Annotated in this window: 25 protein-coding genes and 1 pseudogene; 9 read left to right on the forward strand and 17 right to left on the reverse strand. The window is 49.8% G+C overall.

Annotated elements, in window-relative coordinates; genetic code table 11:
- Positions 1-92 precede the first annotated feature (92 nt).
- From flgA to ABRZ26_RS03810, 3 genes are all read left to right on the forward strand, one after another.
- Positions 93-764 (forward strand): flagellar basal body P-ring formation chaperone FlgA, encoded by a 672-nt coding sequence (flgA, locus tag ABRZ26_RS03800; protein ID WP_319602886.1) that lies wholly within the window; start codon positions 93-95, stop codon positions 762-764.
- Positions 765-909: 145 nt separating this feature from the next.
- Entirely contained in the window at positions 910-1,206 is a 297-nt protein-coding gene (gene flgM / locus ABRZ26_RS03805) for a flagellar biosynthesis anti-sigma factor FlgM (RefSeq protein WP_319602887.1), read from the forward strand.
- Positions 1,207-1,211: 5 nt separating this feature from the next.
- Positions 1,212-1,649: a flagella synthesis protein FlgN gene (locus tag ABRZ26_RS03810; protein ID WP_319602888.1), complete on the forward strand. Its 438-nt coding sequence runs from the start codon at positions 1,212-1,214 to the stop codon at positions 1,647-1,649.
- 45 nt (positions 1,650-1,694) lie between these two features.
- Here ABRZ26_RS03810 and ABRZ26_RS03815 read toward each other — a convergent pair whose 3' ends face one another.
- The 15 genes from ABRZ26_RS03815 to dsrB all read right to left on the reverse strand — a co-directional run bounded on the left by ABRZ26_RS03815 (position 1,695) and on the right by dsrB (position 18,135).
- Positions 1,695-2,111, reverse strand: coding sequence for a flagellar protein FlhE (locus tag ABRZ26_RS03815; protein ID WP_319602889.1), 417 nt, complete (start codon positions 2,109-2,111; stop codon positions 1,695-1,697).
- Positions 2,108-4,189, reverse strand: coding sequence for a flagellar biosynthesis protein FlhA (gene flhA, locus ABRZ26_RS03820; RefSeq protein WP_319602890.1), 2,082 nt, complete (start codon positions 4,187-4,189; stop codon positions 2,108-2,110). The genes ABRZ26_RS03815 and flhA overlap by 4 nt, the downstream gene beginning before the upstream one ends.
- On the reverse strand, positions 4,182-5,333 hold the full coding sequence (gene flhB, locus ABRZ26_RS03825) for a flagellar biosynthesis protein FlhB (protein WP_319602891.1): 1,152 nt from the start codon (positions 5,331-5,333) through the stop codon (positions 4,182-4,184). The genes flhA and flhB overlap by 8 nt, the downstream gene beginning before the upstream one ends.
- Before the next feature lie 260 nt (positions 5,334-5,593).
- Positions 5,594-6,241, reverse strand: a complete 648-nt coding sequence (gene cheZ / locus ABRZ26_RS03830; protein WP_319602892.1) for a protein phosphatase CheZ — start codon at positions 6,239-6,241, stop codon at positions 5,594-5,596.
- 9 nt (positions 6,242-6,250) lie between these two features.
- A complete protein-coding gene (gene cheY / locus ABRZ26_RS03835; RefSeq protein ID WP_319602893.1) occupies positions 6,251-6,640 on the reverse strand; it encodes a chemotaxis response regulator CheY in 390 nt (129 codons plus the stop codon).
- Positions 6,641-6,678: 38 nt separating this feature from the next.
- Positions 6,679-7,731: a protein-glutamate methylesterase/protein-glutamine glutaminase gene (locus ABRZ26_RS03840; RefSeq protein WP_319602894.1), complete on the reverse strand. Its 1,053-nt coding sequence runs from the start codon at positions 7,729-7,731 to the stop codon at positions 6,679-6,681.
- A complete protein-coding gene (gene cheR, locus ABRZ26_RS03845; protein WP_319602895.1) occupies positions 7,731-8,606 on the reverse strand; it encodes a protein-glutamate O-methyltransferase CheR in 876 nt (291 codons plus the stop codon). Before cheR ends, ABRZ26_RS03840 begins: the two co-directional genes overlap by 1 nt.
- Positions 8,607-8,951: 345 nt before the next feature.
- Positions 8,952-10,643: a methyl-accepting chemotaxis protein gene (locus ABRZ26_RS03850; RefSeq protein ID WP_319602896.1), complete on the reverse strand. Its 1,692-nt coding sequence runs from the start codon at positions 10,641-10,643 to the stop codon at positions 8,952-8,954.
- A 137-nt stretch (positions 10,644-10,780) separates the two neighbouring features.
- Positions 10,781-11,278 carry a chemotaxis protein CheW gene (cheW, locus tag ABRZ26_RS03855; RefSeq protein ID WP_319602897.1) on the reverse strand — a complete coding sequence of 166 codons (498 nt, stop codon included), beginning with the start codon at positions 11,276-11,278 and terminating at the stop codon, positions 10,781-10,783.
- 33 nt (positions 11,279-11,311) lie between these two features.
- Complete coding sequence (gene cheA / locus ABRZ26_RS03860) at positions 11,312-13,309, reverse strand: chemotaxis protein CheA (RefSeq protein WP_319602956.1); 1,998 nt, start codon at positions 13,307-13,309, stop codon at positions 11,312-11,314.
- 37 nt (positions 13,310-13,346) lie between these two features.
- The gene (gene motB / locus ABRZ26_RS03865) at positions 13,347-14,396 is read right to left on the reverse strand and encodes a flagellar motor protein MotB (RefSeq protein ID WP_319602898.1); all 1,050 of its coding nucleotides are present in this window, start codon (positions 14,394-14,396) and stop codon (positions 13,347-13,349) included.
- Positions 14,393-15,283 carry a flagellar motor stator protein MotA gene (gene motA, locus ABRZ26_RS03870; protein ID WP_319602899.1) on the reverse strand — a complete coding sequence of 297 codons (891 nt, stop codon included), beginning with the start codon at positions 15,281-15,283 and terminating at the stop codon, positions 14,393-14,395. Before motA ends, motB begins: the two co-directional genes overlap by 4 nt.
- Before the next feature lie 131 nt (positions 15,284-15,414).
- Positions 15,415-15,993, reverse strand: coding sequence for a flagellar transcriptional regulator FlhC (gene flhC / locus ABRZ26_RS03875; protein WP_319602900.1), 579 nt, complete (start codon positions 15,991-15,993; stop codon positions 15,415-15,417).
- Positions 15,993-16,346 carry a flagellar transcriptional regulator FlhD gene (gene flhD, locus ABRZ26_RS03880; protein ID WP_319602901.1) on the reverse strand — a complete coding sequence of 118 codons (354 nt, stop codon included), beginning with the start codon at positions 16,344-16,346 and terminating at the stop codon, positions 15,993-15,995. Before flhD ends, flhC begins: the two co-directional genes overlap by 1 nt.
- A 1,588-nt stretch (positions 16,347-17,934) precedes the next feature.
- Positions 17,935-18,135: a protein DsrB gene (gene dsrB, locus ABRZ26_RS03885; protein ID WP_319602902.1), complete on the reverse strand. Its 201-nt coding sequence runs from the start codon at positions 18,133-18,135 to the stop codon at positions 17,935-17,937.
- Between the two features lie 210 nt (positions 18,136-18,345).
- Here dsrB and ABRZ26_RS03890 point away from each other — a divergent pair, with 210 nt between their 5' ends.
- The 4 genes from ABRZ26_RS03890 to ABRZ26_RS03905 all read left to right on the forward strand — a co-directional run bounded on the left by ABRZ26_RS03890 (position 18,346) and on the right by ABRZ26_RS03905 (position 23,386).
- Positions 18,346-19,746: a diguanylate cyclase gene (locus tag ABRZ26_RS03890; RefSeq protein ID WP_319602903.1), complete on the forward strand. Its 1,401-nt coding sequence runs from the start codon at positions 18,346-18,348 to the stop codon at positions 19,744-19,746.
- 334 nt (positions 19,747-20,080) lie between these two features.
- On the forward strand, positions 20,081-21,751 hold the full coding sequence (locus ABRZ26_RS03895) for a methyl-accepting chemotaxis protein (protein ID WP_319602904.1): 1,671 nt from the start codon (positions 20,081-20,083) through the stop codon (positions 21,749-21,751).
- Between the two features lie 187 nt (positions 21,752-21,938).
- On the forward strand, positions 21,939-22,157 hold the full coding sequence (locus tag ABRZ26_RS03900) for a KTSC domain-containing protein (protein WP_319602905.1): 219 nt from the start codon (positions 21,939-21,941) through the stop codon (positions 22,155-22,157).
- Positions 22,158-22,354: 197 nt separating this feature from the next.
- Positions 22,355-23,386 (forward strand): S66 family peptidase, encoded by a 1,032-nt coding sequence (locus ABRZ26_RS03905; protein WP_319602906.1) that lies wholly within the window; start codon positions 22,355-22,357, stop codon positions 23,384-23,386.
- A 181-nt stretch (positions 23,387-23,567) separates the two neighbouring features.
- Here ABRZ26_RS03905 and ABRZ26_RS03910 read toward each other — a convergent pair whose 3' ends face one another.
- Both ABRZ26_RS03910 and ABRZ26_RS03915 read right to left on the reverse strand, forming a co-directional pair.
- Positions 23,568-23,765, reverse strand: a complete 198-nt coding sequence (locus tag ABRZ26_RS03910; protein ID WP_319602907.1) for an antitoxin VbhA family protein — start codon at positions 23,763-23,765, stop codon at positions 23,568-23,570.
- 205 nt (positions 23,766-23,970) lie between these two features.
- Entirely contained in the window at positions 23,971-24,216 is a 246-nt protein-coding gene (locus ABRZ26_RS03915) for a hypothetical protein (protein ID WP_319602957.1), read from the reverse strand.
- Positions 24,217-24,326: 110 nt separating this feature from the next.
- Between ABRZ26_RS03915 and ABRZ26_RS03920 the strand changes: the two are divergent.
- A pseudogene (locus tag ABRZ26_RS03920) lies at positions 24,327-24,466 on the forward strand (integrase); the annotation flags it as partial.
- 251 nt (positions 24,467-24,717) lie between these two features.
- A partial coding sequence (locus tag ABRZ26_RS03925) for a transposase (protein WP_319602908.1) occupies positions 24,718-24,922 on the forward strand: 205 nt, incomplete at its 3' end.

A 24,922-nucleotide genomic window follows, 5' to 3' on the forward strand; every position in this document is an offset into this window, starting at 1 on the left:
ATAGACATAAAATGCGGCGCTATTTATTGCCTTAACCTCAGGCGGAAGCCATTACACTGGCGCACGGATATACCGTTATCTGGAGATCGCATATGAAAAGACAAAGTAACCTCATATGGCTACTGATCTGCTTGTCAGTATCGCCGTTCGGTCACGCTGCCCCGTCCGATCTTGCGACACAGATAAATGAATTTTTTTCCGCGCGTTATAAAGCAAGCCCCAATACGACGGTTAAGGTCGTGGTTAAATCGCCGCAATCACAGTGGCCGCAGTGCGAAAGGCCGCAAATATCCTTACCGACAAGTACGCGGACCTGGGGTAATATCAGCGTTTCGGTTCGTTGCGGTCAGCAGCGCAAATTCATCCAGACCGAGGTTCAGGTAACCGGACACTATGTGGTGAGTAGCCGTATCGTCAATCGCGGAGCAAAACTGGAAAACCGTGATTTACGCCTGACCAAAGGCCGCCTTGACCAGTTGCCGCCGCGCGCCATACATACGCTGAGCGAGGCGGAAGGCGCGATTACCCTGCGCGATCTGACGCCGGGACAACCAATAACCGCCTCAATGCTGCGCAGAGCATGGATAATAAAGGCAGGACAAAACGTGCAGGTTTTTGCGCAGGGAGAAGGCTTTACCATCAACAGCGAGGGTAAGGCGATGAATAACGCGGCGGTGGGTCAGTCGGTCAGAGTCAGAACCGCATCAGGTCAGGTCATAAGCGGCGTCGCCGGCGAGGATGGGATTATTCTTATTCCACAGTAATTTATTAAAGGTTTTTTGCCATTTGCCGATGATATTCACAAGATGGTTGTCGGCCTTATTTTTCCCAACTGAACCGTAGCCTAGAGCTACATGTATCAGATTGATAATTAACTTATTTTATCCTCATCTCAGAGGGATTGATTTTATGAGTATTGATCGTACCCAGCCGCTGAAGCCCGTCAGTCAGGTCCAGCAGCGCGAACCGGGCGAGGTATCCAAGCCCAAACGTAAACAGACCGAGGCGCAGACTGAAATCAGCGCCACGCAGGTAAAACTCAGCGATGCACAGGCTAAGTTGATGCAGCCTGGCGCCAGCGATATTGATCTGAATCGGGTCGAAACGTTGAAACAAGCTATTCGTGATGGTTCGCTGAAAATCGATGTCGAAAAAATCGCTGACGCGTTAATCAAAGATACTCAGGACTTCTTAGCAAGTAATTAATCACGATGGAAAAACTACAAACGATACTGGATAAGTTGTTGCATAATCTGAATGACCTACAGCAGGTTATGTCGGATGAGCAAGCACAGCTTTGTGCCGGCCACATCAATAGCAGCGCGCTTCAGCAAGTGACCGAGAAAAAAAGTTCGCTGTTGGCAACAATGCAATATCTGGAGACATGCCGTCATGAAGAAGAATCATTGAAAAAACTTCAGGCGCCTTATGACGATATGGAAGCATTGGCAGAGCGCTGGCAACAGATACAGCAGCTAACGAAAAGTCTGCGAAACAAAAATCAACATAATGGCATGCTGCTCAATCAGCATATTTCCCACACTGATAAAGCGCTCGAAATACTCAAGCCGCGTCACGGACAGTCGCTATATGGACCGGACGGTCAAGCAAAAGGCGCCAATTATTCCGGCCGTAAAATCAGCATCTGAATGTCTCTTGCCGTATAGAGACATTCACTTCTCCGATAGCCGTTATCACTTATAGTTAACCGCCAGGCTGATGCTGTTTACGTTAAACGCCCGGTGAAGCCTTCCGCCGCCCTCAATGTAGTATATAAAGCGAAATTCACTATTAGCGGGTTCCCCGCTCAAGCCCCGCGTCTGCCCGCTTGCGCCATCCAACTTCACACACCGCCGCAGCGTGCAAAGCCGGACAATCAACCCGACAGGTTCAGGAGACAAAGACTCATAACGCCAGTAGATCAGGGTAACGCGCTTATCGACGCCAACCGCCATATTAGGGCTAGGTAAAAAAGCGGGAGAAGAGGCGGTGACGCCGCGATGCTCCAGCACGACCCCTCTTTTACTGGCATTCCAGGCGCCCGGCGTAGCAAAAACCGCGGCAGGAACAACGAAAAAGAGTGCGGCGACGGCTATCCGGGCAAATCTCATTGCGCCTCTCCGATAATCGAAGTCATGCGGATCTGCCGCTGGTCACTGATTTCCAGATTAGAAAGCACCGCCATATTCGGCAAACTGCGATGCAGAAAACGAGCCAGCAATCCGCGCAATGCGTGATTGACCAATAACACAGGCGGCGCGCCCAACATTTCCTGCCGCTGCAACGCCTGTTTCGCCTGTGCCAACAACCTGTCGGCCAGACCCGGCTCAAGTCCCCCGCCGCCTTGTAACGCCTGAAGCAGCAAACGTTCCAATGAGCCGTCCAAGCCAATGACCTGAAGCTCGCCATCGCCCGGGAACCACTGCTGGGTTATGGCGCGCCCCAGCGCGACTCGAACAACGGTGGTTAACTCGTATGGATCGGGCTGCACCGGCGCATGTTCGGCCAGGGTTTCCATAATGGTTCGCATATCACGAATCGAAACGTTTTCGCTCAGTAGATTCTGTAAAACCTTATGCAAGGTCGTTAACGTCACGACGCCCGGAATAAAGTCTTCCGCCAGTTTCGGCATTTCCTGCGCGACGCGATCCATCAACTGCTGCGCTTCTTGCCGTCCAAACAGTTCGCTGGCATGCATGCTAATTAAATGATTAAGATGCGTAGCAACGACCGTACTGGCTTCGACTACCGTGTATCCCTGCGTTTGCGCCTGCTCTTTTATTCCGCTTTCTATCCATACGGCGGGCAGTCCGAATGCGGGATCTTTGGTTACCTCGCCAGGGAGATCGCCTACCGCATTACCGGGATTAATCGCCATCCAGCGGCCCGGATAGGCCTCGCCGTGACCGACCTCAACCCCTTTCATCAAAATACGATAGCTTGCCGGCTGAAGTTCCAGATTGTCACGAATATGCACAACCGGCGGCAGATAGCCCATTTCCTGCGCGAATTTCTTTCTGATACTGCGGATTCTGCCGAGCAACTCGCCATCCTGCTGAAAATCCACCATAGGAATCAGTCGATACCCCACTTCCATGCCTAGCGGGTCTTCCAGTTGAACATCCGCCCAACTGGCCTCAACCACCTTATGCTTTTCCATGGCTGAAGGTTCGGGGGTCACTGCCGGCATTTTCTGTTGATCGCCGCGCATCCACCAGGCCAGTCCCAGCAGCGTCGCCGTGAATAGCAGAAACACGAAATTAGGCATACCTGGCACCAGGCCTATCAATCCCAGTACGGCCGCGCTTAATACCATCACCCGAGGATTGTTGAACAACTGGGTAACCATCTGCTGGCCGACATCCTGATCGGTGCTGACGCGCGTCACAATTACCCCTGCGGCGGTCGAAATAACCAACGCCGGAATTTGAGCCACCAAGCCATCGCCGATGGTCAGTAGCGTATAACTTTCAGCAGCCTGACCTACCGGCATATTATGCTGAATAACGCCGACCAATAATCCGCCGATAATATTGATCACCATAATCATCAGGCCGGCAATGGCATCGCCGCGCACAAACTTACTCGCACCGTCCATCGAACCATAAAAGTCGGCTTCCTGCGTTACTTCAGAACGCCGCTTTTTAGCTTCCTCCTCACCAATCAAGCCGGCGTTGAGATCGGCATCAATGGCCATCTGTTTGCCTGGCATCCCATCCAGTACAAAGCGCGCGCCCACCTCGGCGATACGTCCGGCGCCTTTGGTTATCACCATAAAGTTAATCAGCACCAGGATGATGAAAACCACGATACCGATGGCGAAATTACCGCCTACCAGAAAATGGCCGAACGCTTCAACGACTCGTCCCGCCGCCGCGGTTCCGGTATGGCCTTCCAGCAGGATGATACGTGTCGACGCCACGTTAAGGGATAACCGCAGCAGCGTTGAGAACAACAAGATGGTGGGAAAAGCGGCAAACTCCAGCGTACGCTGGGTAAACATGGCGACCAGCAGCACCATGATGGAAAGCGCGATGTTAAAAGTAAATAACAGATCCAGGACAAACGGCGGCAGCGGCAGCACCATCATGGACAAAATCAGCAGGATCAGAACCGGCCCGGCTAATATTTGCCACTGTGTGCTTTTAAAATTACTCGGTAAACGTAATATAGAGGCCAAATTAGCCATCAGCAGTATTCTCTTTAGCAAAATCCAGTGCATCCGGCACCGGTAGGTGTTTAGGTTTTCTCGGGATTAATCCACCTTCGCGCTTCCAGCGTTTCAATTGGTAAACCCAAGCCAAAACCTCTGCAACAGCAGCATATAACGCAGCCGGAATATGGTGTCCGACTTCGGAATGACGATACAACGCGCGAGCCAGCGGCGGCGCTTCCAGCATCGGTATCCGATGCTCTGCGCCCAGTTCGCGAATGCGCGCGGCGATTTCGCCCGCCCCTTTCGCCAACACTTTGGGCGCATTCATTTTTTTCTCATTATATTGCAATGCGACGGCGTAATGGGTCGGGTTAGTGACGATGACATCGGCTTTAGGTACATCCGCCATCATTCTGCGCTGCGCCATGGCCCGTTGCTGTTGACGAATGCGACCTTTGACATGCGGGTCGCCTTCGCTTTCCTTATGTTCGTCACGGATCTCCTGCTTGGTCATGCGCAATTTTTTGATATGGCTCCAGATTTGCCAGAACACATCAAATGCCACCATTGGCACAAGACTCATGATGACAAGAAAGCCGCAAATTGCCGCCAGATCTAATGCATCCCCCAGCGCAGCCATCGGCGGCTCTGATATCAAATGCAGCATCTTTGGCCAGTTATGCAATAAAAACCATGTCGTTACTATCCCCACCATCAGTGATTTCAATATCGCTTTGAACAGTTCAGCTAATGACTGAGACGAAAATAACCGTTTTAAACCAGATAACGGATTTAGCTTTTTTAAATCAAATTTGATTGATTTAGCGCTGAACAATACCCCGCCCAATAGCATCGGCGCGGATAAAGCGACCAACACCGCCCCCAACATAATGGGGATCAGCGCCATCGCCCCCAGCTTGAGTAATACGCCGATATGGCGCAGCATCTGGGTCTCATCGCCGATGGTTTCGTAATTAAAAGACAGTCCCTGGCTAACCATTAAGGCCAACTTGCGCGACATCGATTCCCCGCCCATCCATAATATGGCCAACCCCGCCATCATCATCAGAATAGAGCTCAGTTCCCGGGATCGGGGGATCTGCCCCTCTTCGCGAGCCTTCTCCTCTTTATGGGGAGTGGGGGATTCTGTTTTTTCCAGATCGCTATCTTCAGCCAATGCCGCTTCCTGTTATGACTACTTAGGAGAGGATTTTGCTGCTTAGCATGACAAATATGAAAAAACTTTATGGCTGGAACAACGGGGAAAACCTATGTTTCTTTGCTGGATAGTCGCCGCAGGCGCGCAAGAGAAACAGGGTTCGGCTGAGTGCGGCCCGATAAAGCGACCATAGGCATAGCCGGAAATGACAGGGAGTGAATCTCGTACCAACGTGTACGCGGTATCGCCGCCGCACACGCCGGTTTTGTTCGACAAAACTAGAACCCCAAACTGTCCAACAGGTCGTCAACCTGATCCTGGCTGGAAACAACCCCCGCCGCGCTTTTATCCACCTGGGGACCATTTAACAAACCATCATTGGCGCGTTTCGGCTCCGCCGATTTTTCAGGTATATTTTCCAACAGCACCATCAGCAGCTGTTTCTCTATTTCCTGAATAACAGCCATCATGCGTTTGATAACCTGACCGGTCAGATCCTGGAAATCCTGCGCCATCATGATTTCCAGCAGTTGCGCATTGGTGAATGAAGTATGTTCCGGCACCTCTTCCAGGTATTTGCGGGTGTCGGTCACCAGTTCGCGCGCGTCAGCCAGCTCAATGGGATTTTCAAACCACTCATCCCAGCGCGACTTCAGGGATTTGGCTTCGGCCTCTAGCTGGTTCTGACGCGGTTGCGCGGCTTCGACGCTGCTCAACGCCCGTTCCGCCGCCTGAGCCGTCATTTGGACGACGTAATCAAGGCGATCGCGCGCATCCGGAATCGCTTCCGCCGCTTCGGCTATCGCGTTGTCCAGACCCAGTTCCCGCAGACTGTCGCGCAGCATACGGGTCAATTGGCCGATACGGGAAATAATCTCGGTAGCGGAGGCAGTATCGTTTACGGGCGGCATTGGATGTGGCTTCATAAGATCCCCTTACATACCCAGTTTTTCAAATATCTTACCCAGCTTCTCTTCCAGGGTAGCCGCAGTAAATGGTTTAACGACATAACCGCTGGCACCCGCCTGTGCGGCGGCGATAATGTTTTCTTTCTTCGCTTCCGCCGTGACCATCAGCACCGGAAGTTTTGAAAGCGCCGCGTCGGCGCGAATGGTTTGCAGCAACTCCAAACCATCCATATTGGGCATATTCCAGTCGGAAATAACGAAATCGAAAGCACCGGCGCGCAATTTGTTCAGTGCATCGGCACCATCTTCCGCCTCTTCCACATTATTAAAGCCCAGCTCCTTTAGTAGGTTGCGAACAATTCGGCGCATTGTCGAAAAATCATCCACTACTAAAAACCTGAGTTCTTTATCGGCCATACCTACTCCTAAAATATTTATTGCTCACCGGGAGCTGCTTATATACGTAATGCCTGTCCGGCAGAGATTTGAGCCAACATCCGCTGGCTAACCTGGTGCAAATCCACCACTTCGTCGACGCCCCCCATAGCGATAGCTTCACGCGGCATACCGAATACCACGCAACTTGCTTCGTTTTGTGCCAGGGTGTAGGCACCGGCCTGATGAAGTTCCAACAAACCGGCAGCTCCGTCGTTTCCCATTCCCGTAAGGATGACCCCTACGGCATTTCGCCCGGCATACTGCGCAACCGAACGAAACAATACATCAACCGATGGACGGTGACGGTTAACCGGCGGGCCGTCATTTAAGCGCACCTGGTAATTAGCGCCGCTGCGCGCCAGTTCAAGATGCCGCGCTCCCGGCGCAATATAGGCATGACCGGGCAAAACGCGCTCGCCATCCTCGGCTTCCTTTACGGTGATCTGACATAATTTATTCAGCCGTTCGGCGAAAGATTTGGTAAATCCGGGCGGCATATGCTGGGTAATCAGCAACGCCGGGCTGGTCGGCGGCAAAGGCTGCAATACGTGACGTATCGCCTCGGTTCCCCCGGTCGATGCCCCTATCGCAATGAGCTTTTCACTACTGAGCAATGGCGTATGTTGAATAATCGCCATCGGCTCATTGGACTGTCTGCGCTGCGGCAGGCGCGCCTTGGCGGCCATGCGAATTTTTTCAGCGATCAATTCGCTGTATGCCAGCATGCCTTCGCGAATGCCCAACTGCGGTTTGGTGACAAAATCGATCGCCCCCAATTCCAGGGCGCGTAAGGTGATTTCAGATCCTTTACCGGTCAGAGACGACACCATCACCACCGGCATCGGACGCAAACGCATTAACTTTTCGAGAAAATCCAATCCGTCCATACGCGGCATTTCGACATCCAGCGTTAATACCTGCGGATTAAATTTTTTAATCAGGTCGCGGGCGACCAGCGGATCGGGCGCCGTCGCGACCACCTCCATATCGGGGTGGCTGTTAATGATTTCGGTCATGATCTGGCGCATAAGGGCAGAGTCATCAACGCATAATACTTTAATTTTATTCATTATCTTTCCTTAGCCAGTCCATAGACAGTCTGCCCGCGCAAATAGAACTCTCGACTAATCTGGCTGAAATTCTCTGAATGACCGGCAAATAGCAATCCGCCTGGCTTAAGTAACGGGACAAAGCGACGCAAAATACGTTCCTGCGTTTCTTTATCAAAATAAATCATTATGTTACGGCAAAAAATAGCATCAAACGGCGCAGGAACCGGCCACTCCGGCGCCAACAAATTCAGTTGCTGAAAATGCACCATCGACGCCAGTTCCGGCCGCACCCGCACCAATCCGCTGTGTGGGCCGGTCCCCCGCAAAAAGAAACGCTGTAGTTGCTGCGGAGAAAGCGAACGCAGTTCTTCCTGCCGGTAGATACCGGCCGAGGCTTTTTCCAATACCTGCGTGTCGATATCGCTGGCGACGACCTGACAACTGCTGTTGGCACGATGACCAAATACTTCGGCCAGCGTCATCGCCAGAGAATAGGGTTCCTCCCCCGTCGACGCCGCGGTACTCCAGATGCTGTAGCCATTGGGCCGCTGACGGGCATGTTCGGCCAATATCGGGAAATGATGCGCTTCACGGAAAAATGCCGTCAGGTTGGTCGTTAGCGCATTAATGAATGCCTGCCATTCAGCGCTGTTGGGATCGGATTCCAACAATGCCAGGTACTGACCGAAATCATTGATCCCAAGCAAACGCAAACGCCTCACCAAACGGTTGTAAACCATTTCTCTTTTGTGGTCGGCCAACACGATACCGGCACGCTGATAAATTAACTGGCTGATGCGGCGGAAATGGACGTCCGACAACGGCAACCGGTCTACCATCTGCGTCAAGATAGATGCAGGCTCCGGGCGATTTGGCGATGGTATACTCTTCATGTTAGACCGCCCGAATATCTATGTTTGCTATGGTCTTTTCCAATCTGAACTTCCCTTACAGCTGTAGCAGGTTTGTCTTTGTTATCATTTATCAGATAGTCATCTTGTGGCGAGACAAGATCAAAACTGACTCTGTATGGTCAGTAACGCGACCCGCTCCGCGAGCGAACGCGATACTTGTTCTACTAACGCTGTATTGTGGCGCTACCCATCTCAGTAACAGCCTGCACGATTTACTCGATTGCCCATGAACGCGCGCCCTGAAGCGCCGGCCGACAAACTCGCCATGCGACTGACGCGCATATCGGCAGGCATTCTCGCCTTATCCCGTGGCGACGCTCTTTATCAGAACGTTTCCCAATTCTCCGCCGACGGACTTCCTTTCGACTTTTTATCCGTATTCCCGGCGACCGCCAACAAAGCCGGTTTCTGCCGGCTTTCCGCCTGTGCGGTTGGGGAAACATTGCCACCGGTATCGGTATCGGCAATACGAAATGCCGCGACAGCCTCATTAAGCAGCTTCACCTGCTCTTCCAGCGCCACGGCGGCGGAAGCGGACTCTTCGACTAACGACGCATTTTGCTGCGTCACGCTGTCCATCTCGGTGATCGCCTGGCTGACCTGATCGATACCTTTACTTTGCTCATCGGAAGCGGAGGCAATCTCACCCATGATGTCCGTTACGCGGGTTACCGCGCTGACGATTTCCTCCATCGTTTCACCCGCGCTTTCAACCAGCACAGATCCTTCATCGACACGATTTACAGAATCTTCAATCAAACCTTTAATTTCTTTTGCCGCCTGGGCGCTGCGCTGCGCCAGATTACGCACTTCACCGGCCACCACCGCAAAACCGCGCCCCTGCTCCCCGGCCCGCGCCGCTTCAACGGCCGCGTTCAATGCCAGAATGTTGGTCTGGAAAGCAATGCCGTCGATCACGCTGGTGATATCGGCAATTTTTTGCGAGCTGCCGGCAATGTTGTGCATCGTTTTGACCACGTTATCGACGACCTTGCCGCCCCGCTGCGCGGTTTCCGACGCGCTTAACGCCAATTGGCTGGCCTGACGGGCATTCTCGGCGTTCTGTTTCACGGTGGAAGTCAGTTGCTCCATACTGGCCGCCGTTTCCTCCAGAGAGGCTGCCTGCTGCTCGGTGCGCGAGGAAAGATTGTGATTGCCCGCGCTGATTTCGCCGGCGCCGCTATAAATGGCATCCGCGCCCTGACGCACCGCGCCTACCGTGGTAATAAACTCGCTTTGCATATTCCGGATACTGTCCGCCAATATCCCCATTTCATTTTTGCTGTGAAAATCGATCGCCTTCGTCAGATCGCCCCGGGCCAGATGGCGGATATGCTCGACAAGGGTATGGAGCGGCCGGGTGATTAATTTTTGAACGCCGAACCAGGCAATCAGCACCAGGGCGAGAACCAAAATAACGATGGCGCCTAATACCCAAAGCGCAGAATCATAAGCCGAGTCGTTTTCAGCGATCCCCGACTGATGCAACCTCTCACTATCCGCCTGATAGGCGTAATAGGCCTTTTCAAAGTTATCCTGAAATCCCTGGGTGGGCTGTTCGACGAATTTTGCGAACTCATCGTTGGCCAGAAACTGGACCAGTTCAGACAGAGCCTGATGCAGCGCCGCATAGTTCTCTTTCACCGCGCGGGCGACCGCCGGATCCTGTTGCTCGACCAGCGCCGTTTTTTCATAGTTGCTAAAATGCGCACCGGCCGAGTCCAACTGCGTTTTGGCCAGGGCGAGCAGTTCATCAAACGCGGCGCCCACGCCTTGCCCTTCCTTATCCAGGGCAACGCGAATGCCCGCCCGGTTTAATGTATTTCGCGTTTGTAGCAAGTATGACCACGCGGCATCTAAGTCTGCTTTCTTCTGATTGATAACCTGCGTTGAACTGAAAATATCTTTATCATTTTTTAGCGAGCCAAAAAACAAACCAGCCGAAACCAGCTGAAGCGCGCCAAATAACACCAATATCAGGATCAAACTTGTAACAACTTTCATGCGATTGAACATATTCATTTCCCTTGAGTAGATCACCTGTCGCTAGTATCGGCATGACGACGAAAATCTTTATGATTTTTCGAATGGCGGGAGAAATACGAAGGGAAAAGCGCGGGGCCGGCAGATGGCCCCGCGGATCAACAATGCACTCAGATTTTCGTCACGCTGTCGACCAGCGCCATTTCTTCACTGCTGAGCAGTTTTTCTATATCGACCAGGATCAGCATTCTTTCGCCCAATGAACCTAATCCCGTCAGGTACTCGGTTGACAGCGTGACGGCAAATTCCGGCGCAGGGCGAATCTGATCGGCGGTTAAAGAAAGCACATCGGATACGCCATCGACAACGATGCCGACCACGCGCTGCCCGAGATTCAAAACGATAACCACGGTGTTGTCGTCGTAATCCACTTCCTGCTGGGCAAATTTAATACGCAAATCGACAATCGGAACAATCACGCCACGCAGATTGGTCACGCCTTTAATAAAGGCGGGCGTATTGGCGATGCGGGTTACCTGATCATAACCGCGGATTTCCTGTACCTTTAAGATATCAACGCCGTACTCTTCGTCACCCAGAGTAAAAATCAGGAATTCCTGTCCCACCGTTTCACCCGCTAATTTCGTGACGTTTGCAAGTCCAGTCATGTTTTCCACCTTTCATCAACCTTCTATTTATTGTTAAGCAGCGGTTTCAACCACGCGTTTTTCACGATTAAGCGCCTGTAACGCCGAAACATCCACAATCAGCGCGACACTGCCGTCACCCAAAATAGTCGCGGCGGAAACGCCCGGCACCTTGCGATAATTACTTTCCAGGTTCTTGACGACAACCTGATGCTGGCCGATTAACTGATCCACCAACAGCGCATAACGACGCCCTGCGCTTTGCAATATCACCACAATGCCCTGGGTCGGATCGGTTTTCGCGCCATCCACATCAAAGATATGGAACAGCTCAACCAGCGGCAAGTACTCGCCGCGCACTTGCAACACGCGTTCTCCGCCGGCCAGCGGGTATAAGTCCTCGGCCTGCGGCTGTAGCGATTCCATCACCGCGTTAAGCGGCAGGATAAAGACATCGTTATTAACCTTCACCGACATGCCGTCGAGGATCGCCAGGGTTAACGGCAACAAAATGCGGATCGTGGTGCCTTTCCCCGCCTGGAAATGGATTTCGACATGGCCGCCCATTTCCTGAATGTTACGTTTCACCACATCCATGCCAACGCCCCGCCCGGAAACGTCGGTCACTTTCTCCGCGGTAGAGAAGCCGGGGGCGAAGATCAACATGCCGACTTCCTCATCGGACATGCTGTCGCTGACCGCCAGTCCTTGCGAAAGCGCTTTCGCCAAAATCTTTTCACGGTTAAGACCGGCGCCGTCATCGACGACTTCAATGCAGATATTGCCGCCCTGATGTTCGGCGGACAGCGTCAGATTGCCGACTTCCGATTTACCCGCCGCGATGCGTTTCTCCGGTGATTCGATACCGTGATCAAGACTGTTGCGCACCAGATGGGTAAGCGGGTCAATAATTCGTTCAATCAGGCTCTTATCCAACTCGGTAGAGCTGCCGAGCAATGTCAGTTCCACCTGTTTGTCTAGCTTGGCCGCCAAATCGCGAACCAGACGCGGGAAGCGACTGAACACGTACTCCATCGGCATCATACGGATGGACATCACCGACTCTTGCAAATCACGGGCATTACGCTCCAATTGCCCCATGCTATTGAGCAAGTCGCCATGTGCGACGGGGTCAAGTTCGCTGGAACGCTGGGCCAGCATGGACTGGGTAATGACCAATTCGCCGACCAGGTTTATCAACTGATCAACCTTCTCCACCGCTACGCGAATACTGGTGTCGCCGGTTTTGTGTTTCGCGGCGCTGGGGACGTGCTGCGGCTTGGCGGCGGCGGCGGGAGCCGGTGCTGCTGGTGCCGCTGGCGCTTCTACAGCTGGTTTCGCTTCGTCTTGCGCTGGCGCGGTTTCCTGTTGACCGGCCGTGGCCGTCACCGCGTGAAAGTGGATTTGCTCAGGCTCCAGCACGAAACACAAAACCGCGCTGATATCATCTTCACTGTCCGATGTCGCCAACGTGACTTCCAGGCTGTTATCCGTCTGGTGCGGATCCTTCACGGTACCCAGGTTGCCGAGTTCTTCCAGCATTTGCGGAATTTCCTGCGGCTTAAGACCAGTCAGGGAAATTCGCATCTCGCCCTGCCCGACTGACGCAGGCGCGGCTGGATTATTCTCAGCGGCCGGCGCGGTCGGCGTCTGCGGCGCGGCGCTTTCCGCCTGAGACTCTAATGCCAGTTGGCGCAGAGCCTGACAGATATACTCAAAGCTCTCGGCATTGGGCTCCTGCGCGGTTTTATAGGCGTCCAACTGTTCCTGCATAATGTCTTTAGTTTCCAAAAACAGGTTGATAATGTCGGTGCTAAGACGCATTTCACCGCGTCTGGCACCATCGAGTAGGTTTTCTAAAAGATGCGTGGTTTCCTGTAAAACGGTAAAGCCGAATGTCCCGGCGCCCCCCTTTATCGAGTGAGCCGCCCGAAAAATGGCATTCATTTGTTCCGTATCAGGATCTTGCGGATCGAGCAACAGCAGATGCTGTTCCATATCCGCCAGTAATTCATCGGCTTCATCAAAAAATGTTTGATAGAAAGCGCTCATGTCCATGCTCACGTGGTCACCTCTTGTGAATCGCGGCTTATTGAGAAGGCGTCGCCTGACTGTCTGGCGCAGCAGGCAACTCAGTAGTCGGCTGTTGACGCTCTGGAGCAGGAACTCCATTTACGGGTTGTGGTGAAATTTCATCCCTTTTATCCACATCACTATTATTGTCGGCAGATGAAGCGGTAGGTTTAGGATTTTCCAGCCCCATATTGCGTAAATCTTCCGGCGATCCCAAATCTTTCGTCGCTTGTTCGGCATTCTCATGCTCGATATTTCTCTGCGCCTCTCTGGTCAGCACTAACAGACTGATACGGCGATTTATCTCATCCGTGCTGGTAGCGGCCTGCTTCAGGCTCATGGTTGACGCCATGCCGACCACCCGCAGAACTTTCCCCTCGGACAACCCGCCGATGATCAACTCCCGGCGTGACGCATTGGCGCGATCGGCGGACAATTCCCAGTTGCTGTAGCCGCGCTCGCCCATAGCGTAGGGAACGTCATCGGTATGCCCGGAAATACTCAGTTTGTTGGGAATATCATTCAAAATGGGGGCAATGGCGCGCAAAATATCCCGCATATAAGGCTCGACCTGCGAGCTGCCTGTTTTGAACATCGGGCGGTTTTGGCTATCAATAATCTGGATACGCAGCCCTTCATCCACCATTTCAATCAGCAAATGGGGACGCAAGGCCCGCAAGCGCGGATCGGATTCAATAAGCTGATCCAACCGCTCGCGCAGACGATTCAGCCTGATTTCATCCAACCGACGTTCCGGCGAGTCTATTTTTATATTTTTTTTCACTTCGCCCTGCTGCTGGGTCGGATCATCCCCGCCGCCGGGAATGGGACTTTCGCTTTCGCTGGCCTTGGTGCCGCCGGTCAAGGCTATTTTTAATGGCGTGCGAAAGTATTCCGCGATCTGCGCAAGCTGCATCGGCGTGGAAATCGCAATCAACCACATCACCAAAAACAGCGCCATCATGGCCGTCATAAAATCGGCATAGGCGATTTTCCAGGAGCCGCCGTGATGGCCGGCATGACCGGATTTACGCTTTTTGCGAATAATGGGGTGTTGGTGTTTCATGCGTCACTTTCCGACGTTTTCTGCTGAGCCGGCGCTTTCACGCGGCGGATGTGCTCTTCCAGTTCGGTGAACGAAGGACGCTCCGTCGAATAGAGGGTTTTGCGGCCAAATTCGACGGCGATCTGCGGCGCATAGCCATTCAGGCTGGAAAGCAGCGTCACCTTGATGCACTGCAATATTTTGATCTTCTCGGCATTTTTCTGCCGTAACAGCGCGGCAAGTGGAGAAACGAAGCCGTAGGCCAGCAGGATCCCCAGGAAGGTCCCAACCATCGCATGCGCGATCATCATCCCCAGTTCCGCCGCCGGGCGGTCAACATAGGCCAGAGAATGCACCACTCCCATTACCGCCGCCACGATACCAAACGCGGGCAAGCCGTCCCCCATCATGGTCAGGCTGGTTGCCGGCACTTCGCTTTCGTGTTCGACGGTCTCGATTTCCTCATCCATCAGCGTTTCAATTTCAAACGCGTTCATGTTGCCGCTCACCATCAGACGGAGATAGTCGGTGATGAATTCGATAAGGTTGCTATCAGACAAAATGTTGGGATAGCTGGAGAAGATTTCGCTCTCATTGGGGTTATCGATGTCAAACTCCAGCGAAAGCATGCCCTGTTGACGCGACTTGGCCATCAGTCGAAAAAGAACCGCCATCAAATCCATATACAACCCTTTGTTGTATTTAGATTTTTTCATTAAAAGCGGTAACGCGCGCAACGTGGCTTTTATCGCTTTACCATTGTTACCAACGATAAAGGCGCCAACGGCGGCCCCACCGATGATCAATAGTTCAGAAGGTTGATAAAGCGCGCCCAGGGCCCCACCGACCATGAGATAACCGCCAAGTACCGACCCCATAATTACGATATAACCCAATATAACCAGCACAAGAGATCCTTATAAACAAAAGGTGGGCTGGAGAGAGATAAAACGCAGCGCGACGGCAGGAATTACTTGAGAAGATATCTATCACTGCCCTCAATAACAAACAGTGATAGATTCACAAATCGCTACCAGGCTCAGACTGCGTGTTTTACCTGTTCATCCAGCAGTTGAGGTATAATATCGGCAAGGTTTTGTGAAAGTTTACGTCTTTTTACCGCTCTGGAAGGGGGTTGGCACAGGCTACAGGCAAAACTGTTTTTGGGTTGATGCGCGTGAGTGATAAACATACCGTTACAGCAGCTGCACGCAGAGAGTTGCAACATACCGCTGTCGACAAAACGCACTAACGTCCATGCGCGGGTTAACGCCAGCAATGGCGTATCATTTTGCGGCGGACATTGCTCCAGATAGAGACGATAGGCGCGAATTACCGCCTCGACGCCGCAGCACTGACCGCTTTTTAACAAAAAACTATAGGCGTTGTAGAACATCGATGAGTGAATATTCTGTTCCCAGGTCATAAACCAATCCGTTGAAAAAGGCAGCATGCCTTTCGGCGGCGGATTTCCCCTAAGTTCTTTGTATAACTTGATTAAGCGGCCGCGGCTTAACTGTGTTTCACTTTCCAACATCTGCAAACGAGCACCCAGAGAAATGAGCTCCATTGCTAACTGGATATCTTTCGCTTCCTGAACAATACTTTTTTCCGCCATTACAATGCCCTTTTCTTAGGCAGATTTTCTTCTTTCGAAGTCAACTGTTGTAATAAATGGCTCGACAGCAGAATCCCCGTATGTATCTGTTGCAGATCGTCCACACGCGATTCCTGAGTCAAGAGTTTGATGGTATTGTGATCATTAAAACGGAAATGACATATCAGTTGATTGGTTTCAGCTAATTTAACCATTTGCGGCAAAGTGAGATTCATCAGCATATCGGCCATCTCTTCATCAATGCCTAAACGAAACATAGCCGAAGCCTTTTCGTCGTTAATTAAACGCTGTGCCAGTAACAAATAAGACAGATTAATGTCGTAAATGTGTTTGAGTAATTCAGAGGTACCCATAATTCCCATCCCAACAGGCTACGTTTAACACATAAGTTAGGTGATAGAGCATATCGCCCAGTTCAAAAATCACTCTCCATGGATGGCATAAAAGCACCAGCCAAATGCTGGTTATCTCTTCTTATATTTATTTAGACCGTATGCACATCTGTCAACTTTATCCATTATGCGTCGACTCCATTCGCCATCTTGTACATTAAAATCGTTCAAGCTTACATCTGCAAAGCCACAGCATAGGATTAATCCTAAATCAATGCAACTGTACCGCCTAATCCTTAGCACATACAACGCGGCCGACGAGTGATTTTGATGATTATGTGATACAGATCACAAAATTGGAAGCGCCGTGAACAACTTTTCCGCCGACAGTCGTTTTTTATCCTGCATTTTTAATACAGCAAAACGCCATTAAATGTTACAAATCGGTATAACCGATGATCAAAAAACGCTCGCATATTTGTATTTGACTGATAAATAAGCAGAAATATCAAACAAAAAAGTTAAGAATATTTTATATTAATATGAATAATTACATTATTTACATAAAACTAACGCCAACCCACAGCCGGTGTTAGCACCAGTCATTTAATTGTCAGTAAATGTAAATTTCTGCCAATTATCGCCTTCCGCGAGCCGACCTCCGCCAGGCGAATTGATAAGGTAAGATGCATTATCGAAAGTGGCTCGGCAAGTTTCGCATGATGGCGCAATCTCGCGGATAAATTAATAAAAAAGCGCTAAATAACGCTAATTAACCTTTATAAATCATCCTCACTCAACATTGTTAACTTTTGGAATAAAACTGTTGCAACAAAAATAACGTCATTTAATAAATTCCTATAACGATAATGCTTTTCCATACACACCATAAATAATAGGGAAACCCTTTATTTTAAAACATCATGCCGACAGATGATATCAATGGATTCATTACCCATAGGCTGCAAGACATCTGTCGGGTAAATTACCGATAAATCAAATCATCATCCTGATGCAGGAATACCCGATGATTGAATTCAGAAAAACGATGAATAACATCGCATCGTCAGCATATCCGGCCGCGCCTATCCGGCATTGAGTAATAACACTCTATCTTTCCATTTTATCATCAAATAGTTATCCGCCTTTTGCGATTCATAACCCGCGACGCCCTCCCTGGTTAAAGGGATAGGCGGCATAACGGAGAACGCAAGAAGCCAGGGTTCAGATTTACTGCAATGCGGCGATGATATTCAGATGGAATATTTAGAAAAACTGAAGCGGCGCCGACAGTTAAATACACAATCTCAGCACGAACCGCAGCCGTAGGATAAATATAATTACATGTTCTGGCTATGAGCGAATGGAGATAAAAGCGGCAATATATGAACGGTAAGGCAAACCTGGTATGCCAAGTCATTTATCGTTCGTTTCTTTATTTGTCATTATTCTGGGCGGCTTTGCGCGGTTGTCAGCAAATGACGCGGTTATCACGATCCGTAGCGGTAATTAACCCGTCGGGTCGAGCAGCGAAAACGGCAGCGTCGGCTAACCCGGCGTCCTCCTCGCAGCCGGTATTGACCGTTAGTCGGACAATACCGGCCGTAAATTACTCGCCTGACGGATACTTAAGCTCGACAAACGTCCCGTCTTTGCTTTCAACTTCATTGAAAAACCACACGCCGTCGGGATAATCTTCCAGTGAGACCAGGTACATGGTCCCTTCCTGAAACGTTTCAACAGCCAGAATAACGCCTTCCCTGCGCGCTCTTCCGTCGGTCTTGACCGTAACTACATCATTAACTTTCATAGCTCTTTCTCAAAATACCCAGTGGAAAAGACATTTTCCCCATCGATGAAAACCCGACGATAAAGAAAATGATATACCGTTGCTTTAATTACCACCCCTCATGCTTTTGCAGAAATACCTCTTCATAAGCCAACCACTCAGGCTAAACTAATCAGCTTCATCTGGTACACTCCTCCTAGCCGTAGAAGAGGTTGAAAGTTGGACGAACTATTGAATTCTAATCGACAAATAGCAAATGAAGAAACAGACGATAATCACGTCACCCTAGCCGAATGGAAAAAACTGATATCGATAACCTCGCCAGATGCATTTAATCTGTTGCATACCCTAGCCAGGGAAAAGTCCTCCACGCTGGCGGGTGAGTTTTACTCGCATATGCTAAAGGATCCGGAAGCGGCGCTTTTTCTCTCAAGTCAGCAGGTTCATAGCCGGCTTTTCTCCTCAATGCAGCAATGGATCGCAGTGATTTTGTCCAACACAGGCGAAAATTTGGATGAATTGATCGCCTACCAGAAAAAAATCGGCCTGATTCATGCCCGCATCGGTATTCCGATTGAATTGGTCGGGCGCGGCGCCCGGCGCTTAAAATGGAAACTCTATGAATATGTTTCACAGATGGCGAGCGACAAATCCATCTGTTTCGAAACGCTGCGCTTTGCATCCATATCCATAGATATCGCAACGGAGATAATGAGCGCCACCTATTCGCATTCACACGCCAGCGCGGCAAAAAGCGAAGAATCATACCGCCTGTTATCACTTCTGAATAACGCCGATATAGAACGGGAGCGTCAAAACGCGGCGCTGTTAAACTGGGAGAACACATTTATTTTTAATATCGCCACCGGCGCGCCGCTGATAACCGTTCAATCCTTGACGGATTCAGATTTCGGCTTATGGTTTTACCACAAAGGGAAGCCTTACTTCGGCAATACGCCGGATGCGCAGGCGATCAGCGATATGATAAACGCCGTTGATGAAGATATCGGACATTTTAATAACAATATTCCTCTGACGCAGGATGCCTACGCGCCATTACTTAAGTCGGTGAGAAACAGGATCCATAAAATCCGCGTTTTTATCGGATCTTTATTTGATGAAGTACAAAAGTTGGAAAGCGGCAAGGATACATTAACGCTATTACTGAATCGCCGTTTTCTGCCGACCATCTTGCGGCATGAAACCTCGTTGGCCATGCGTAAAAGCGCCCCTCTCACTATCGCGATGATCGACATTGACCATTTTAAAGCCATTAACGATACCTACGGTCATACGGTCGGCGATACGGTGTTGAAGAAAACGGCGGAACTTTTTTATGAAAACACCAGAAGCAGTGATTACATATTTCGCTATGGTGGAGAAGAGTTTATGTTCGTCCTCATTGAAACGTCGAAAGATGCGGCCTATACCTTTATCGAGCGGCTTAGAGAAAAAATTCAAAACCACAAAATCCGATTGCAAAACAATGAGGTAGTCACGATAACCATTAGTGCGGGCATTGCGGAGTACAACGGGCATCCTGATTATGAATATTTGATAAATGCGGCCGATGTCGCGCTTTATCAGGCAAAAGCCAATGGCAGGAACCGCATAGCGCTCTCACAGGAGTAATCATTCATCTTCCTGTTCTCCCCTATCGATAATTATCCCCCGGCGATACCCTGATTTAGCGACGGATTAGACCATTCGTTGCTTCCCCGGTATCGCTGTCTCGGCTGTCATTCTCATCGGTAACAAAAATTAACATTAATCAGAATAAATAATTGTAAATGCTGATGGAATTAGCCATTTACCTGCCGATAACAAAAACGCAAGAGATATACCGCCATGGACAATTGATCAGCCTGCTGGGTTACAGACAGGCTGACCCCCGAAGGGACACGCGAATAGCGATCCTGTCTTCATTAGGATTATCGTTTTATCATTTACCACCAGGATTTAAACTATGCACTTGATACGCGACATCAAAATCAGAACCATGATGATTCTGATCCTTATACTCTTTTCTCTACTTTGGGGGGGAGTTTCAGCGTTTGCATTGTATTCACTGAGTCAGTTAACGTCTGAACTGAAATTAACCAACGTGCAGCAAAATAACGGCGATATCATTAATGGCGCTAACGGGCAGTATTACCGTATTATCAGCGCGCTTGAGCGAGCCGTACGCGCAAAACAGAACAACAATGCGGCTGAAGCGGATACGGAACTTCAATTAGTGAGCAGTGAGTTAGAACAAATCAGGAACGGTCTGAATGAGTTCAAAACGACCGATCATGCCAATATCGCTCCCGCCACCATTGACGATATATATAACAGCTCATATCAATTATACAGCAACGGCGTACTGCCGCTTTATGAAGCCGTCAAAGCCGACCGTATTGACGACTTCGTGAGTTATGCCACCCAGACCTATCGTCCTCTGCGCCAAAATTTCACCAACGCGATTGATAAATACAACGTCGTTATCGATGGCTTGAAAAGCGATGCGCAACACCGGATTGATGCCTGGGTTAGCTGGTGCCAGAAGATCCTGATTGTCGCGCTGGTTATTGGTCTGGCTATCGTACTGCTCACCGATCGCTATCTGGCCATTTTCGTGGTCAAACCGCTTGAAATAATTAAACAACATCTCCAGGTTCTTTCGGTTGGTCATTTACATACCCATATTATTGATATGGGCAACAACTGTGTCGGACGGTTGATTCCTTTTCTCCAGCAAATGCAGAACAACTGGGTGACGACGGTATCGGATATCCGCGACAGCGCAGGCGCCATCTATCGTGGTTCAGGTGAAATCGCCTCCGGCAACACGGACTTATCTTCCCGTACGGAAGAACAGGCATCGGCATTGGAACAGACCGCGGCCAGCATGGAGCAACTCAGCGCCGTCGTTAAACAGAATGCGGATAACGCCAGTCAGGCCAGCGTTTTGGCGCAGAATGCGTCGAAACTGGCGAACAATGGCGGAGATATTGTCAATGATGTCATCAAGACAATGGGACAAATCACCAACAGCTCGCAGAAAATCGCCGATATCATCAATGTTATCAATAGCATTGCTTTTCAAACCAACATTCTCGCGCTGAACGCGGCCGTCGAGGCGGCGCGCGCCGGAGAACAGGGGCGCGGATTTGCCGTGGTTGCCAGTGAAGTTCGTAGTCTGGCTCAGCGTAGTGCGCAGGCAGCAAAAGAGATTGAAGGGCTAATCGATGAATCGGTTAATAACGTCAAAACCGGTTCTGACCAGGTAACGCTTGCCGGCGACGCCATGGAAAACATTGTGAAAGCCGTAACCAACGTCACCGATATCATGGGTGAAATCGCATCCGCGTCGAATGAACAGAGCAAAGGGATCAGTCAGGTTGGTCAGGCCGTTGTCGAAATGGATAGCGTTACTCAGCAAAACGCCGCGCTGGTTGAAGAATCGACCGCCGCATCCGCGTCTCTTGAAGAGCAGGCGCGCCGTTTGACTGAAATCGTCTCTATTTTCAAACTTTCCGACTCGGTAGAAAAACCGGGAGGGAAAAAAACCATAAAGCCAATGCCGACGCTGACCTCAACCTCAACCGCGTCCAAAAAAACCAGTACCGATAACACCAATTGGGAAACCTTTTAACCGACACGCATGCGGGCGATATCGCCCGCATATCGCTCGCCAACGCATTGGAATTTCCCTTATTCAAATCGATAGCAAAACGAAACTCTGATGGTTATTCAACAAATAAGCCTGATCATTGACAACACGACGCGCTTAAAATCCTTTATAGTTTCACCTAACGTTCCATACAAAGGAGGGACAGTCATTGCAGCGGCAATTGGTGTCATCATCAAGGATTCGTTCGATTGGATACGATCCGGAAAAACGCATTCTTGAAATAGAATTTATTAATAAAGATATTTATCAGTACATTGGTGTTCCTGTTCGTACCCATGGGAAATTTATTTCTGCCGCGGTTGTCTCTAAAGGCCGCTTTTTTGATGGGGTGATAAAAGATAAATTCTTGTGCCGGAAAATAAAATAATCATAAAAATTAACCGGATACAAGAACCTGTCACTTGTTATCGCAAGTGACGCCCCTCCCCTGCATAGTATGTTTCATTCTCTGACAGGCGGTGATTGATCGAATCGCGCCAGTTAGACGGTATGCCTCGCAATTGATATATTCTGCTTCTTATTTAATCCCGTTGGTCTCTTCAGTAGAGAAAACAAGGAGCTAAGATGTTGGGATCAAGCGCTCGGCGATTAGCCAATCGATTAAAAATCGGCGATACGATCGGTTTCTTTTCCTCATCCTCACCGGCCACGGTGGAAGCCCCCATCCGCTTTAATCGGGGAAGACGCTATCTGCAAGCAAAAGGCTTTAGGCTTAAAGCCGGTAGCTTGACTGGAAAGTCCGACTATTATCGTTCCGGTTCAATAGCAGAGCGTGCCGATGAGTTCAATGCGCTGCTTCGCGATCCACAGGTTCGTTGCGTGATGTCTACCATTGGCGGCAGTAATAGTAACTCTCTGCTGCCGTTTTTGGATTACGATGCGCTGATCGCCGATCCCAAAATCATCATCGGGTATTCAGATACCACCGCGCTGCTGGCCGGTATCTATGCTAAAACAGGTTTGATAACCTTTTATGGCCCGGCATTGGTGGCTTCTTTCGGCGAATTTCCTCCGCTTGTTGATTTAACTTATCAATCGTTTTTTGACCTATTGATACGCCCCTGGAGCGGCAACTATCGCTATACCTTGCCAAAAAGCTGGACTGACGAGTGCCTGAACTGGAATGATAAGCAACCTGTACGCGCCAAAAAACTCTATGATAATAACTGCCGCTTTATCGGTTCAGGACAGGTTGAAGGTCGCGTTATCGGCGGGAATCTCAATACCTTGTCGGGAATTTGGGGAAGTGAATGGATGCCTGAGATCCGTCGCGGCGACATCCTCTTTATCGAAGACAGTATGAAGAATATCGCCACCGTTGAACGTTCATTTTCCATGCTTAAGCTAAATGGTGTTTTCGCTAAGGTCAGCGCGATCATATTAGGTAAACACGAGCTTTTTAATCATGCCGGCAGCGGGCGCCAACCCTATGATGTTTTACGCGAAGTGCTGGGCGATCAATCCATGCCGATTATTGATGGATTCGACTGTTGCCATACGCATCCTATGTTGACATTGCCGCTTGGCGCGACCCTGAACATCGATTTTGACCAGCAACGCGTTTCCATCATTAGCCGATTTTTATCTGATGCATAAGCAGAATATGCAGAAGTAGAGGCAGAGTAAAAGACTTGCGGGAATCATATAGGAATGAAGACCATGTCTTGCAACATCTTGTATGTAGCATCGAAAGATGACTACGACCCCATCTGTTCCTGATATTGACTGATTAGACGATAAAAGGGTTTACCAGATTTATACGGACCTTTTTTGTCATTCATGCTTGATATTGTTTAGCACGGCGGGAATGGTACTCAAAAACTTCTGCTTTGCCCTGCTCGTAGGATATTTCACCGGAAATAATACGCTTTTTAATATCTTCATACAGAGGAGTACCGTTTGGGTTCATGCCTTCAAGTTCCAGACTCGCCTCTGCTTTTTGAAATCCTCTTATCCTGATTGCACTGTTTGACATGAGCCCTTCCGTTTAAAATTTTTTAGCTATGTATTGTAGTATGTTAGCCGCTAAAATCATGCAAAACTGTAAAGATTGCTTATCCCCTTCTAATGAGCAATATCATCAGGAATAACAACCGCCATCTTTCCCATGATATGACGTTTAACTAAGGTTGATTTACCGGCCCCGTTGGGGGCAGCAATAACCCACAGCTGGGGACGCATCAGGCTTTAACCTCAACTACTTTTTCAGTGCCGGTCATAAAGCTAACCAGTTCCTTACGTCCATCTGGATACTCCTTGATAACGCATCCTTCTGGCGTATTTCGTTCGGCGTAATAAATTGCGACGCCACTACGGAGATTGGCGCGGGACTCTTCACCGTCATCATATTCCAGTTGTCGATCAAAAATGGTAAAGAACCTTGCTTCCTCAGATGGCGTCATTTCGGCCAGATGTGATAAATCCATACTCATGATTATACCCCTGTAATCTATCGCTCAAAAACTAATAACCAACGTTAGTATACCATCGTGAATGAGTTATTCGGTAATCCCCCCATTTTTAACGGAGGTCATAGAAAGGGGTTTCTGATTTAGAAGGGACCTGGCAGAGAAGCAGGCTATTTCAGGACATATGACAATCAGACAAACCGTCAGATATGACCGTAAAATAGCGATCGTACCGGTTGTCGGCGGGCAGAATAAAAAGTCAAAATAAATACATATCTAACATCGAGGTGAAAATCATATTAGGAAAGGGATTTTCAGGAACAAAAAAACCGCTTATTAAGCGGCTATCAATTTTGATTAACTTCTTGTTTTAATTTGATTTTAATCGATGGTGCCGGGGTGGGACTTGAACCCACACGGCGCGTACGCCGAGGGGTTTTGAAAACTTGTAAAGGTGTAGGCTGTGTCCCTTAATCATCTGAGCTATAGTAACTACTTATTTCCACAACACTTTAAGATATGGCCCGATACGATCTTCCCGATGAAGCATGGAGCATCATCCAGCCCTTACTGCCTGCTGAACCTACATCCCCACGAGCCGGACGCCCATGGGCTGAGCATCGTAAAGTCATCAACGGTATGTTCTGGGTGTTGTGTTCTGGTGCGCCATGGCGCGATTTACCTGAGCGATATGGCTCCTGGAAAACGGTTTATAATCGCTTTA

Source organism: Brenneria sp. L4-2C (assembly GCF_040240335.1).
Classification (GTDB): Bacteria; Pseudomonadota; Gammaproteobacteria; order Enterobacterales; family Enterobacteriaceae; genus Brenneria.

Coding starts and splice junctions, on each gene's coding strand:
- cheR (WP_319602895.1), bottom strand. CDS start 8,606: ATGAAGAGTATACCATCGCCAAATCGCCCGGAGCCTGCATCTATCTTG.
- dsrB (WP_319602902.1), bottom strand. CDS start 18,135: ATGAAAGTTAATGATGTAGTTACGGTCAAGACCGACGGAAGAGCGCGC.
- motB (WP_319602898.1), bottom strand. CDS start 14,396: ATGAAACACCAACACCCCATTATTCGCAAAAAGCGTAAATCCGGTCAT.
- flgM (WP_319602887.1), top strand. CDS start 910: ATGAGTATTGATCGTACCCAGCCGCTGAAGCCCGTCAGTCAGGTCCAG.
- ABRZ26_RS03895 (WP_319602904.1), top strand. CDS start 20,081: ATGCACTTGATACGCGACATCAAAATCAGAACCATGATGATTCTGATC.
- ABRZ26_RS03850 (WP_319602896.1), bottom strand. CDS start 10,643: ATGTTCAATCGCATGAAAGTTGTTACAAGTTTGATCCTGATATTGGTG.
- cheY (WP_319602893.1), bottom strand. CDS start 6,640: ATGGCCGATAAAGAACTCAGGTTTTTAGTAGTGGATGATTTTTCGACA.
- flhC (WP_319602900.1), bottom strand. CDS start 15,993: ATGGCGGAAAAAAGTATTGTTCAGGAAGCGAAAGATATCCAGTTAGCA.
- flhD (WP_319602901.1), bottom strand. CDS start 16,346: ATGGGTACCTCTGAATTACTCAAACACATTTACGACATTAATCTGTCT.
- ABRZ26_RS03815 (WP_319602889.1), bottom strand. CDS start 2,111: ATGAGATTTGCCCGGATAGCCGTCGCCGCACTCTTTTTCGTTGTTCCT.
- ABRZ26_RS03840 (WP_319602894.1), bottom strand. CDS start 7,731: ATGAATAAAATTAAAGTATTATGCGTTGATGACTCTGCCCTTATGCGC.
- flhA (WP_319602890.1), bottom strand. CDS start 4,189: ATGGCTAATTTGGCCTCTATATTACGTTTACCGAGTAATTTTAAAAGC.
- cheZ (WP_319602892.1), bottom strand. CDS start 6,241: ATGAAGCCACATCCAATGCCGCCCGTAAACGATACTGCCTCCGCTACC.
- flgA (WP_319602886.1), top strand. CDS start 93: ATGAAAAGACAAAGTAACCTCATATGGCTACTGATCTGCTTGTCAGTA.
- ABRZ26_RS03915 (WP_319602957.1), bottom strand. CDS start 24,216: ATGGATTTATCACATCTGGCCGAAATGACGCCATCTGAGGAAGCAAGG.
- cheW (WP_319602897.1), bottom strand. CDS start 11,278: ATGACTGGACTTGCAAACGTCACGAAATTAGCGGGTGAAACGGTGGGA.
- ABRZ26_RS03910 (WP_319602907.1), bottom strand. CDS start 23,765: ATGTCAAACAGTGCAATCAGGATAAGAGGATTTCAAAAAGCAGAGGCG.
- ABRZ26_RS03905 (WP_319602906.1), top strand. CDS start 22,355: ATGTTGGGATCAAGCGCTCGGCGATTAGCCAATCGATTAAAAATCGGC.
- ABRZ26_RS03810 (WP_319602888.1), top strand. CDS start 1,212: ATGGAAAAACTACAAACGATACTGGATAAGTTGTTGCATAATCTGAAT.
- cheA (WP_319602956.1), bottom strand. CDS start 13,309: ATGAGCGCTTTCTATCAAACATTTTTTGATGAAGCCGATGAATTACTG.